We start from the raw sequence: 11789 nt of genomic DNA, 5'->3' as shown, positions 1-11789 counted from the left end.
ATGATGCCACCGGCCCGGAACGGGAAGACGAGCACGACGGGGAGACGAGGGGTGAAGGCGAGACTCGCCACGCCGCTGCTGGCGCTGGCCATGATCGGCCTGTCGGTCGCCGGCGTCGGCGCGGCGCTGCTGGTGGTGATCAGCGCGGTGCCGATGGTGGCCGGCGTCGGGGGGCGGGTGTTCCCGCCTGCGGTGTCGCTGCTGCGCACGGTCGCGGACGCGGCCAGGCGGCTGGCGGGCCGCGCGGGTGTGGACGTCCCGCGCCCCTACGCCCCCCGGACGGACGCGCGGGCGCTGCTGCGGGAGAGCGCGACCTGGCGGGACGTGCTCTGGGGGTTCCTCGACCCGATCATGGGCACGTGGGCGTCCGCGCTGGCGCTCGGCATGCCGCTCTACGGCCTGTACGGCGCGGCGGTGCAGCCGTTCGTCTGGCAGGCCAACGCGCGGGCCGGCGGCGCCAACGCGTACGGCGTCATCCACGTGACCTCGACGGCCGCCGCGCTGGCGGCGATCCCGGTGGGGCTGGCGCTGATCGTGCTCGGCCTCTTCCTCGGGCCCCTGCTGTTGCGCGTACGCGCCCGATGGGCCGGCGCGCTGCTCGGGCCGTCGCGTACGGCCGCGCTGGAGCAGCGGGTCGAGACGCTGGTCGAGACCCGCGCGGGCAGCGTCGACGCGCAGGCCGCCGAGCTGCGCCGGATCGAGCGCGACCTGCACGACGGCGCGCAGGCGCGGCTGGTCGCGCTCGGCATGGGCCTCGGCCACGCCGAGCGGCTCTTCGACGAGGACCCGGACGCGGCCCGCGCCCTGCTGGCCACCGCCCGCGAGTCCTCCTCGAAGGCCCTGGACGAGCTGCGCGACCTGGTACGCGGCGTGCACCCGCCGGTCCTGGCCGACCGGGGCCTCGCCGACGCGATCCGGGCCCTGGCACTGGACTGCCTGCTCGACGTCGAGGTGTCCTCCGACCTGACCGGACGGCCGGCGCCGCCGGTGGAGTCGGCCGTCTACTTCGCCGTCAACGAGCTGCTGGCCAACACGAGCAAGCACGCCGGCGCCGCGCTGGTCCGGATCACCCTGCGCTACCGGAACGGCGTGCTGAGCTGCGACGTCGTCGACGACGGCGGCGGTGGCGTCGACCCGGCCGACGGCACCGGGCTGCGCGGCGTCCAGAGCCGGCTGGCCGTCTTCGACGGGACGATCACCGTCGACAGCCCGCCCGGCGGGCCCACCCGGGTGCATCTGGAGGTGCCGTGCGCGATCAGGTCCGAGTAGTCGTCGCCGAGGACCTGTTCCTCATCCGCGACGCGCTCGTCCGCATGCTCACCGAGGCCGGCTTCACGGTCGTGGCCGCCGTCGACAACGGGCCGTCCCTGCGCAAGGTGCTGGCCGAGGAGCGGCCCGACGTGGCGGTCGTCGACGTACGGCTGCCGCCGTCGTTCACGGACGAGGGGTTGCAGGCCGCGATCCAGGCGCGCCGCGAACGGCCCGGCTTCCCGGTGCTGGTCCTGTCGCAGTACGTCGAGCAGCTCTACGCCCGCGAGCTGCTGGCCGACGGCGCCGGGGCGGTCGGCTACCTGCTGAAGGACAGGGTGGCCAACACCAAGCAGTTCATCGACGCGGTCACCTCGGTGGCCCAGGGCGGCACGGCGATGGACGCGCAGGTCATCGCCAAGCTGCTGACCCGTGGGGACGCGCGGGGTCGTACCGCCGAGCTGAGCCCGCGCGAGCGGGAGGTGCTGAGCCTGATCGCCGCCGGGCGGTCCAACACGGCGATCGGTCATCAGCTCGCGATCTCCGCCAGCGCGGTCAACAAGCACATCTCCAGCATCTTCGGCAAGCTCCACCTGCCCGAGTCCGAGGACGACAACCGGCGTGTCCTGGCCGTCCTCGCCTACCTCAACCGCTGACGGCCTCACATTCCGGGGGGCTGTGGCGTCGGTATCTGTGGAGGCGCCGGTCCCACGGCCGGGCGCCCCGTCATAACGGTCCAGATGCCAGGAGGGGCGACATGTCCACGACCCAGGAAGACCGCGACAAGGAGACGTACGACCGGTTCCGCGAGGCCGTCAACAGCGGCGATCTGGAGGTCATCACCAAGGCGATCGACGAGTTCATCCACCCGGACGGGCGGTTCCACACGGCCGAGGGGAACGGCATGACGGCCGTGCAGGCGCAGAAACGGGTGTGGGACGTGCTGCTGCGCGCGTTCCCCGACATCCACGTCTCGGTCGAGGACGTGCTCGCCACGGAAGACAAGATCGTCGTACGGCAGACGGTCACCGGGACCAACACCGGCGAGTACCGGGGCAGGCCCGCGACCGGCAGGTCCGTCACGTACGGCGAGATCTTCATCGCCCGCTTCGCCGACGGCCGGATCACCGACCTGTGGGGGGTCGTCGACCTGTACTCCCAGCTCCAGCAGCTCGGGTTCACGGATCTCGCGGCCTGATCGGCAGGGCCGGGCGGGCGGGCTGGGCGGGCGGGCCGGGTGGGCGGCACGGAACCGCCCGGCCCGGCGCGCGGGGTGGTCAGGAGATGCGCGTCGCCTTGTCCGCCGTCCTGCGGAACTTCGTGCCGTCCCACTTGTAGGTCTGGCTGACGTTCAGGTCGGGGCAGCAGCGGGGGGCCTGGTCGCTGAGCGCCTTGCCGGTCAGGTTCACCAGCGGGCCCCGGGTCGTGACCTTCAGGGACTTGAAGTAGCGGTTGCCGCCGAGCTTGCCGAGCAGACGCGGGGCCGAGGGCTTGCCGGCTCCGTCGTAGACGAAGGCGATCAGCGGATTGCTGGAGGTCGGGCTCGGGCACGAGGACACGACGACGGTCTCCCGCTTCCCGTCGCGGGTGACGTCGGCGACGGCCGCGACGCGGGCGCGCACGACGTACCAGGCGGCCTTCGGGCCCGGTTTGGGGCAGTTGAGCGCCGGCTCCACCACGGACGCCCAGTCGACCCGGCCCGCCCGCTCGGCGGCCCGGGTCGTGCTCTCCGCGCCGGCGGGGGTGGCGACGACGCCTGCGGCCAGGACGGCCGCCAGGGTCGCGGCGGTCGTCCAGGCCGCGCGGCGGGCGGTCGGGTGGGTCCTGCGCTCGTTGAGTGAGGTCATGTTCTGTCTGACGCGGGAACCCCCGGAGATGTTGCGATCTTTGTTGCGTACGGGGGCGGGCGCGCCGGTGCGCCCGGCTCACGGACGCTAGGCGCAGGTCTTCTTCTCCGGGTCGCAGAACGTGACCTCGGGCATGCCGGCCGACGGCTTGTCCAGCAGCGGCTGGGGCTTCCCGCGCAGGTGCCGGTCGAAGAAGGCCGACACGTAGGCGCGGGTGACGTCGAGGGCGCGGGGGCCGGGGATGTCGGCGCCGTCCTCAAGGCCAAGCTGGCCGATCAGGACGCCCAGGTCGGTGAACGAGGTGTGCGCGGCCCCCGTCACCAGCAGCCAGCGTTTCCATCCGGTCAGCCGCGCCCAGACACGCTCCCATGTGGCGGCGGACTCGCCCTTGCCCGGCGTGTACGTGGCCGGCTTGCCCAGCAACAGGAACGGCCGGGCCAGTCCGGCGTCCGGGAGTATCGTCTCCACGCTTCCGTCGAGGTCGACTCCGGCGCGCAGCCGGCGGTCGGCCGCCATGGCCGCGACGGTCGCGGCGCCGCCCGCGGAGTGGCCCGCCATGGCGATCCTGGACCGGTCGATGAGCGCCGAGTCCTTCCACTTCGGACGCGCGCCGATCAGCTCGTCGAGCACGAAGGACACGTCGGCCGCCCGGCTCTTCTCCAGTTTCGCCCACCAGTCCGGGCCCTTGCCGTCGATCTCACAGGTGACGCAGGTGGTGACCCGGCCGTCCGGGAAGCTGGTGGCGACGTTCTCGTAGGTGTGGTCGACGGCAGCCACCACGTACCCCCGGCTGGCCAGCTCTTCGGCCAGGGCCGTGAGCTCGGTGCGGGGCTTGGCGTGTCCCGGGGACAGGACGACGAGGGGCAGGCTGTGGGGGCGTCCGGCGGGGCGGGCGTCGGTGAAGGCGTTGGTCCGCGTCCTGCTCAGCGTGTCGGCCGGGAGGCCGGTGAGCCCGCCGTCCTTCAGGAGCAGCTCGGACGCCTTGGGGGTCATGTACTGGGCCCGGCGGCGGCCCGGCGCGGCGGCCGGGTACCACAGGGAGACCATGAGCTCGCGGGCCTTGGCCGTGGGCACCCAGGGGTCGGGGCGCGAGGTGTCCTTCAGGTACAGGGACCTCGTCCCGACGGGCCGGGAGCCGGTCGGCGCCGGCAGGTACGTCACGGGCGCCCCGGACGCCGCCGCGGGCGAGGCGGGGACCAGCCCGCCGGCGGCCAGGACGGCGGTGAGACCGGCGATCGCCGCCGCCCTGCCGCGGCGCGAGGACCTGCGCGGGCCGCCGGTGCCGCCCGGTTTCACGTGTTCGATCAAGTAAGCCACGGTCGTCACTATAACCTGAGGGTATATACGCGGCGTATAAGAGGTCAGGCCGGTTCACGGCGGTGGCCGGTCGAGGTCGGACAGCAGGCGGCAGCCGTCCGCGGTGATGGTGACGACGTTGCGGCGGCTGCCGCTGGCCTGTCGGACGTACGGCTTCGCCCACAACATCCCGCCGCTCACGTCCTGAGGCGGAATGGGCGGCCGTCAAGGGGTTTGCGGGAACCCGCAACCGGTTGTGCCCCTCACGGCCGGAGCGTGACAGGATCGGCTCATGCTCAGCAGTGAAGTGGGCGACGACCTGACCAGCGCCTACGTGACCCGCGTGCCGCTGCTGGCCGGAGCCAACCCCTACGTCACCCTGTACGACGGCGACACGCCCACCGGGTACGCGTCGCTGTGGCAGGTCGACTGGTCCACGCACGGCTCGGGCTCGGTCCTGGTGGTCTGGACGCCGGCCGGGCTGCGCGTCGTGAGCGACGACCCGCGGCTGGGCGCGTGGATCGAGGAGCACTTCGTGCGGCACTTCGACGAGGCCAGGGCCCTGCCGTCCTGGCCCGCCGCACGGGTGGAGCGGGCCGCCGTGGAGCTGCGCGTCGATCCGGCCACGGGCGCGTACGCCGCGGCGGCCGGCTTGACGGTCGGCATCACCGGGCCCCTCGACGCCCGGCCCTTCGCGATGGCCGACTTCCCCCTGCGGGGCGCGAGCCACGGGCTGTCCATGCAGATCATCCCGTGCGCGCACGCCTCGATCACGATCGACGGCCGGGCCGTGCCGGGCGTTCCCGCCGTGACCTGGCCCGGCGGGCGGCCCAGCTCCTCGGCCATCACCACCGTCCACGAGGCGTGGAGCATGTGAGAATGAGCCACGTGCTGGTTCCGGCCGTCCCGCTCGGGCCTCAGGTGCGGCGCATCCCCGCCGGCCAGGCGGTCGCGCGCGAGCGCGAGTTGTTGTCCCGCGCCCGCCACGAGCATCTGGCCTTCTACGACGCCATGACCATCGACGACGAGGCGGTCCAGCGGGCCCTGCCCGGAGCCAGGGACCGCTGGGCGCGAGGGGTGCTGCTGCGCACGATGGCGCCGGTCGGGGCCGCCACGCCGGTGGTCACCGCCGACGACCTCATGGTGCTCGACGGCGACCACCGCAGGGCGGAGAGCCTGCCCACCTCGCTCATGGTCCTCGACCGCCGGGTGGCCCTGCTGCCCGCCGACCGGGACGACCCGGAGGCCGGCTGCCTGGAGGTCTGGTCGCGTCCGCTGGTGGCCGGGCTGATCGCGCTGTTCGAACGCCACTGGACGGCCGCCCCGCTGCCCGCGCTGACCCGGCGCGAGCGGGAGGTGGTGGCGTTGCTGGCCGACGGCTGCACGGACCCGGTCGTCGCCCGCCGCCTCGGGATCAGCGAGCGGACCGTCGCGGCGACCGTGCGCGCCCTCATGGACCGGTACGACGCCCGCAGCCGCTTCCAGCTCGCGCTGAGGCTGCCCGGCGTTCAGGACTGACCGGGCTCCCCCGGGATGCTCGCGATCACCTTCTCCGCCCAGGCGAGCTGCCCGCGCAGCCGGGTCGAGGCGCCGCCCTCGTGCCCGTTGAACGGGTGCACGACGATCTCGGCGGGCCCGGCGTAGGCGTTGAAGGCGGCGTACACGGTGGAGGGCGGGCACGTCTGGTCCATGAGGCCGACGGAGAACAGGGCGGGCGCGGTGGCCCTGGCCGCGTGGTTGACGCCGTCGACGTAGGACAGGGTGTCGAAGACGCGGTCGATCACGCCGCGGTTGGCCGCGCAGAACCGGGTGATCTCGGCGTACGGCTCGGTGCCGACCAGTTCCACGCCGCGCCTGAAGTGGCACAGGAACGGCACGTCGACGAGCGCGCCGGCCACGTCCGGCCGCATTCCCGCGACGGCCAGCGCGAGGCCGCCGCCCTGGCTCACGCCGGCCACCAGGACCCGCGCGGGGTCGACGGCCGGATGGGCGCGGGCCGCCTCGACGGCGAGCACGGCGTCGGTGTAGAGCCTGCGGTAGTAGTAGCCGTCGCGGTCGAGCACGCCGTGGGTCAGCATGCCCTGGGTCGCGCCGAGGGGGTCGGGGGTGGCCCCGAGGTGCTCGGCGGAGACCATGCCCTGTCCCCTGCTGTCCATGACGAGCGTGGCGTACCCGGCGGCGGGCCAGGTCAGCCACGAGTACGGCTCTCCCCTGCCCCGGCCGTAACCGAGGTACTGCACGACGCAGGGCACGGGCGCGGACGCGGGCGCGGCGGGCAGCACCAGCCAGCAGCGGATGGGGGCGCCGCCGTAGCCGGAGAAGGTGACGTCGTACACCTCGACCAGGGGCAGGCCGGCGTCCACGGGGGTGAAGACGGGGGCGGCCGGGCCCTGCGCGTCGAGGGTGGTCTTCCAGAAGTCGTCGAAGTCGTCCGGGCGGTGGACGGCGGGCCGGTAGCCGGCGAGCTCGTCGAGCGGCAGGTCGAACAGTGGCATGGGATCTCCCTCGGGTCTCAGGTGAGGTGGTAGACGGCCGTCGCCGTCCGGTGGAGCACGGCGGCGCGCTCGTCCGGCGACAGCGTGGCGATGAGGGCGTCGACCGTCCCGGCCCACGCCGCGTACGAGCCGCCGAGCAGGCAGAGCGGCCAGTCGGAGCCGTACATGAGCCGGTCGGGGCCGAAGGCGTCGAGCGCCACCTCGGCGTAGGGGCGCAGCAGGGCGGCGTCGCGGCCGGGACGGGCCAGGCCGGACAGCTTGCAGGTGACGTTGGGCAGCCGGGCCAGCTCCCTGAGGCCGTCCGCCCAGGGGCGCGGGTCCCCGTTCCCGACGGGCGGGTTGCCCAGGTGGTCCAGTACGAAGGCGACGCCGGGCAGCGCCCTGGCCGTCGCGGCGGCCAGGGGGAGCTGGTGCGGCCCGATCACCAGGTCGTAGGCGAGGCCGCGGCGGCCGAGCAGGGCCAGGCCGCGCCGTACGTCGTCGCGGCCGAGCCAGCGCGGGTCGGGGTCGGCGAAGGCCAGGTGCCGCAGACCGGCCAGCCTGCCGCCGCCGGGCGCGGCGGCGAGGGCGTCCAGCTCGCCGGCCAGGTCCGGCGCGGCGAGGTCGGCCCAGCCGACGACGCCCGCCACCAGCGGCCAGGCCGCCGCCACGGCGAGGAACTCCCTGGTCTCGGCCGGGTCGTGCAGCACCTGGACCAGGACCGCGCCGCTCACCCCGGCCGCCGCCGCCTCGACGGCGTAGGCGGCCGGGGTGCAGTCGGCCCGGACGGGAGCCAGCGCGGGGTCCTCCAGCCACCGGTGCGGCCGTCGTGCCAGCTCCCACACGTGGTGGTGGGCGTCAATCCTTGACGGTGACCGCAACGCCGTACCTCTCCTGGGTGTCCCAGGTGCGGGGGATCATGTACGGGTGGGTCGCCGGGTTGCTGGAGGTGACCACCCACACGCCGAAGTTCATGATCGCGATCATGCTCGGGTGTTTCCTGGCCATGCTGTAGTAGATCTGCTGGACCGCCTCGATCTTCTCGTTGGTGTCGTACCGGCCGGTGTAGGGGGCGACCTCGGTCGGCGGGAACAGGTAGGTGCGCTTGGTGCCGCCGGTCATCCGTTCGATGGTGGTGAGCAGGCTGTCGAGCCTGGCCTCGTCGGCGGTGTACTCGTCCACGCCGACCCAGTCGACCTCGGCGGGGACGAGGGTGTTGGGCTTCACGTCCCCGCCGGCCAGGGTCAGCATGATCGGGTACGGCCCGAAGCCCTTGCCGGGCCCCATCGACTCCTTGACCGCCGTGGCCATGGTCTGCAGGTCGGCGTTGGTGACGCCGTAGCCCTGCGGCTCGTCCTTGAGGTAGATCGCCCCGATCCGGTCCTTGTACGGCTTGACCATCTCGACGAACGCCTTCCAGCGCTTGAGCGAGGCGTCGATGGGGCAGGGGCCGCTCCACTTGCAGTTCTCCGCCGGGAAGAACTCCTCGCCGACGTACAGGGCGCAGGAGCGGGGCGGGCAGCCGGCCAGGTCGGCGATCCGGTAGCTGCTGCCGGGGGTGTCCCAGTCCGGGGAGACGCTCACCCAGTGCAGGTTGGCGAAGCCGGTGACCTCGGGCAGGTGGTTGCCCCATTTCGTCAGGGCGTCGGTGGCGAAGTAGCCGAAGTACTCCAGGTTGGGGTAGAGGTCGACGCGGCTGACGGCCAGGTCGTCGGCGGTGCTGACCTGCTTGTCGTTGCTGACGTACGCGCCGAGGTAGAGGTAGGGCTTGGGGACCGGCGTGCCCAGGCCGGTGGTTCGGCTGACACCGTTCACGGTGACGGTGACGGACGGGTCGGCCTTGGAGGCACCCGTCACGGCGAGGGTGACGCGGAAACCGTCGGCGGCCCTGGTGGTCTTCAGGGGGCTGCTCCACAGCGCGTTGCCGGAGCGGAAGAGCTGCACCTCGCCGTTGCGCGCCACCGTCAGGCCCAGCCGTACGTCGCCGTTGGTCACGTAGCCGCTGGAGTCCCGGTTCTGGGACAACATGACCGAGCTCCAGTCGCCTTCGGTGCCGCGCAGCTTGGGATCGGGGTCCACGGTCACCGACACCGTGAAGGCGTCGTCCTTGCCGGGCGCGACGGGTGCGTCCAGGCGGACGGCCGAACGGCGCAGCGCGAACGACAGCTTGCCCGGATAGTCGGGATGGTTGACCTGCGAGTAGTACGGCGGGGGCGAGTCGAAGGACTGCCAGTCGCCGGAGACCCTGGTGTAGGACGAGGTGCCGAGCGGCGGCTGCCTCTTGGCCAGGGCGTCGTTCAGGCCGTAGCCGGGGTCGGTGTCCTGGGCCTCGTCGAAGGTGTCGGCGAAGCGGGAGACGCGGCTGACGGTCAGGTCGTCGGCGGTGCTGACCTGCTTGTCGTTGCTGACGTACGCGCCGAGGTAGAGGTAGGGCTTGGGGACCGGGGTGCCCAAACCGGTGGTTCGGGTGGCGCCGTTCACGGTGACGGTGACGGACGGGTCGGCCTTGGAGGCACCGGTCACGGCGAGGGTGACGCGGAAACCGTCGGCGGCGCGGGTGGTCTTCAGGGGGCTGCTCCACAGGGCGTTGCCGGCGCGGAAGAGCTGTACCTCGCCGTTGCGCGCCACGGTGAGGCCGAGCTGGACGTCCCCGCTGGTGACGTAGCCGACCGAGGCCGGGCTGCGCGACAACATGACCGAGCTCCAGTCGCCTTCGGTGCCGCGCAGCTTGGGGTCGGGGTCCACGGTCACCGACACCGTGTAGGCGTCGTCCTGGTCCTGGTCGAGGGGGGCGTCCAGGCGGACGGCCGAACGGGCCAGCGCGAACGACAACTTGCCCGGGTAGTCGGGATGGTTGACCTGCGAGTAGTACGGCTCGGGCGGGGTGGTCGTGGTCCACGAGCCCGACACGCGGCTGTACGTGACGCCGCGCGCCTTGCCGCTCTGCCGCGTGGCGAGGGAGTCGTTGAGCCCGTAGGTGGGGTGGGTGTCGTGGGCCCGCTCGAAGGTGTCGGTGAGCTGCGGGGTCACCGCGGCGGTGGCCGGTGCGGGCAGGGCCGTCAGGCAGGCGGCCACCAGGGCCAGGGGTAACAGGGTGCGTTTCATCGGAGCGCCTTTCGCAGGTCGTGGCGGGCGAGGCGGGCCGCGGCGACGGCGCCGTCGCCCGCGTGGGTGATGGTGGCCGCGGGCCAGCGGACGGCGGCCTGCCGCCGTACGGCCGTGGCGAGCGGGGTTCCGGCTGCCAGCAGGCCGCCGCCGAGGACGAGCGGCGTGCGTTCCTCCGGGTCGCGGACGACGCCGAGCGTGACCAGCAGGTGCCCGGCGGCGCGCGCGAGCACGCCACGGGCGTCGGGATCGTCCTGGAGCGCCAGGCGGACCACCACGGGGGCCAGCGCCGCCATGGTGGGGACCGGGGCGGCGTGCACCGTCTCGATCACCGTCCCGGCGGCGGCCCGGTCCGCGGCGAGGCCGCCGGTGAGCTGCTTGAGCACGGCCGCGGCCAGCGGCGAGGCGGTGCCGAGGTCGATGGCGCGCAGCGCGTGGCGGATCGCCTGGCGGCCGATCCACACCCCGGAGCCGACGTCGCCGAGCAGCCAGCCGTGCCCGTCGGCGCAGCGGGCCGTCGTACCGCCGGTGATGCGGCAGGCGGCGGCGCCGGTCCCGCAGACCAGGACGGTGCCGGAGTCGTGCTCGGTGCCCGCGGCGAAGGCCAGCTCGACGTCGCTGACCAGCCGGGGCGCGCCGCCGAGCCCGAGCCGGGCCCAGAGGCGGTCGAACCCGGCCGCGTACGGGCCCGTGCCGCCGGCCAGCCCGATCACCCCGGCGCGCACCCGGGCCGGGTCGAGCCCGGTCAGCGCCTCGCGTACGGTCGCCCCGACCCGGTCCACGGCCGCCGCCCCGTGGGCGACCGGGTTGCCGCCCTGGCCCGACGCCCTGGCCAGCACCGTGCCGTCCAGGTCGGTCACCAGGGCGCGGGTGGTGGTGCCGCCGACGTCCAGGCCGAGGACGAGGCTCATTTGACCGCCCCTTCGGTCATGCCGGCCTGGATGTGCCGGTGGAAGGCGACGTAGACGGCCAGCATCGGCAGGATCGACATGCTGAGCGCGGCGAACAGGGCACCCCAGTCGGCGCTGTAGCCGGTGGCGGTGGAGATGTCGGCGATGCCCTGCGTGAGCACCCATTTGTCCCGGGCGTTGCCGCTGAGCAGGATCAGCGGCAACTGGTACTGGTTCCACTGGCCCAGCACGTTGAAGACGGTGATGCCGGTCAGGGCGGGCCGCGCCATGGGCAACATCACCTGGAAGAACACCCGCGTGTGGGAGGCGCCGTCCATGAACGCCGCCTCGGCCACCGAGCCGGGCAGCGTACGGAAGAAGGCCGTCAGGAAGAACACGGTGAACGGCAGCGAGTAGGCGATGTAGACCAGCACCAGGCCGCCGCGCGTGTCCAGGCCGATGAGCGGGCCGATCAGCGGGAGCGAGCCGCTGTTCCTGACCACGAAGAACAGCGGGGTCAGCGCCAGGTAGACCGGGAAGGCCATGCCGGAGACGAACAGCAGGTACACCGCGCCGCTGCCGCGGAAGGGGTAGCGGGCCAGCACGTACGCGGCCATCGACCCCAGCATCATGGTGCCCGCCGTGGACAACACCACGACGATCACCGTGTTGACCAGGTACGTACCGATGTGGGCCTGTTCGAAGGCCCGGACCCAGTTGTCGAACCGGAGCCGGGCGGGCAGCGTCCAGGCGGGGCCGAAGATCTCGGCGGTGTCCTTGAAGGAGGCCAGCAGGGTCCAGGCCATCGGGACGACCACCAGGACCGCCCAGAGGCCGAGCACCAGGTGCATCGACCGCCGGAGCCGCGGTTCGCGGCGGGCCGGGCTCGCGGCGCGCCGCCGCACCGCGGGACGCACGTCGACTGCCAT

13 protein-coding genes are annotated in these 11789 nt (G+C 73.3%); 5 read left to right on the top strand and 8 right to left on the bottom strand.

The features are described 5' to 3' along the window. Window positions 1-51: 51 nt before the first annotated feature. The 3 genes from DMB42_RS54940 to DMB42_RS12905 all read left to right on the top strand — a co-directional run bounded on the left by DMB42_RS54940 (window position 52) and on the right by DMB42_RS12905 (window position 2446). Window positions 52-1269: a histidine kinase gene (locus tag DMB42_RS54940; RefSeq protein WP_260477662.1), complete on the top strand. Its 1218-nt coding sequence runs from the start codon at window positions 52-54 to the stop codon at window positions 1267-1269. Between the two features lie 44 nt (window positions 1270-1313). Continuing rightward, on the top strand, window positions 1314-1904 hold the full coding sequence (locus DMB42_RS54935; RefSeq protein WP_260477687.1) for a response regulator transcription factor: 591 nt from the start codon (window positions 1314-1316) through the stop codon (window positions 1902-1904). 101 nt (window positions 1905-2005) lie between these two features. Next, on the top strand, window positions 2006-2446 hold the full coding sequence (locus tag DMB42_RS12905; protein ID WP_125634107.1) for an ester cyclase: 441 nt from the start codon (window positions 2006-2008) through the stop codon (window positions 2444-2446). Between the two features lie 79 nt (window positions 2447-2525). On the opposite strand, the gene DMB42_RS12900 is transcribed toward DMB42_RS12905, so the two are convergent. From DMB42_RS12900 to DMB42_RS54930, 3 genes are all read right to left on the bottom strand, one after another. Next, window positions 2526-3095, bottom strand: coding sequence for a hypothetical protein (locus tag DMB42_RS12900; protein ID WP_125634105.1), 570 nt, complete (start codon window positions 3093-3095; stop codon window positions 2526-2528). 87 nt (window positions 3096-3182) lie between these two features. Next, window positions 3183-4412 carry an alpha/beta hydrolase gene (locus DMB42_RS12895; RefSeq protein WP_221762120.1) on the bottom strand — a complete coding sequence of 410 codons (1230 nt, stop codon included), beginning with the start codon at window positions 4410-4412 and terminating at the stop codon, window positions 3183-3185. Between the two features lie 54 nt (window positions 4413-4466). Then, window positions 4467-4592, bottom strand: a complete 126-nt coding sequence (locus DMB42_RS54930; protein WP_260477661.1) for a hypothetical protein — start codon at window positions 4590-4592, stop codon at window positions 4467-4469. A 91-nt stretch (window positions 4593-4683) separates the two neighbouring features. Here DMB42_RS54930 and DMB42_RS12890 point away from each other — a divergent pair, with 91 nt between their 5' ends. Continuing rightward, window positions 4684-5268: a hypothetical protein gene (locus tag DMB42_RS12890; RefSeq protein WP_125634103.1), complete on the top strand. Its 585-nt coding sequence runs from the start codon at window positions 4684-4686 to the stop codon at window positions 5266-5268. 2 nt (window positions 5269-5270) lie between these two features. Next, complete coding sequence (locus DMB42_RS12885) at window positions 5271-5909, top strand: helix-turn-helix transcriptional regulator (protein WP_125634101.1); 639 nt, start codon at window positions 5271-5273, stop codon at window positions 5907-5909. On the opposite strand, the gene DMB42_RS12880 is transcribed toward DMB42_RS12885, so the two are convergent. From DMB42_RS12880 to DMB42_RS12860, 5 genes are read right to left on the bottom strand one after another with little or no spacing between them, the layout of a single operon-like run. Further along, window positions 5900-6886 carry an acetylxylan esterase gene (locus tag DMB42_RS12880; protein ID WP_125634099.1) on the bottom strand — a complete coding sequence of 329 codons (987 nt, stop codon included), beginning with the start codon at window positions 6884-6886 and terminating at the stop codon, window positions 5900-5902. The two genes, DMB42_RS12885 and DMB42_RS12880, sit on opposite strands and share 10 nt — an antisense overlap. Before the next feature lie 17 nt (window positions 6887-6903). Beyond that, window positions 6904-7746, bottom strand: a complete 843-nt coding sequence (locus DMB42_RS12875) for an amidohydrolase (protein ID WP_125634097.1) — start codon at window positions 7744-7746, stop codon at window positions 6904-6906. Continuing rightward, entirely contained in the window at window positions 7724-9970 is a 2247-nt protein-coding gene (locus tag DMB42_RS12870; protein WP_125634095.1) for a hypothetical protein, read from the bottom strand. The genes DMB42_RS12875 and DMB42_RS12870 overlap by 23 nt, the downstream gene beginning before the upstream one ends. Further along, window positions 9967-10881: an N-acetylglucosamine kinase gene (locus tag DMB42_RS12865; RefSeq protein WP_125634093.1), complete on the bottom strand. Its 915-nt coding sequence runs from the start codon at window positions 10879-10881 to the stop codon at window positions 9967-9969. The genes DMB42_RS12870 and DMB42_RS12865 overlap by 4 nt, the downstream gene beginning before the upstream one ends. Beyond that, a complete protein-coding gene (locus DMB42_RS12860) occupies window positions 10878-11789 on the bottom strand; it encodes a carbohydrate ABC transporter permease (protein WP_125634091.1) in 912 nt (303 codons plus the stop codon). The genes DMB42_RS12865 and DMB42_RS12860 overlap by 4 nt, the downstream gene beginning before the upstream one ends.

It is taken from the genome of Nonomuraea sp. WAC 01424 (assembly GCF_003947315.1).
Classification (GTDB): Bacteria; Actinomycetota; Actinomycetes; order Streptosporangiales; family Streptosporangiaceae; genus Nonomuraea; species Nonomuraea spiralis.
Note: the sequence above shows the minus strand (reverse complement) of the source record. Positions and strands in the feature narration are given on the sequence as shown.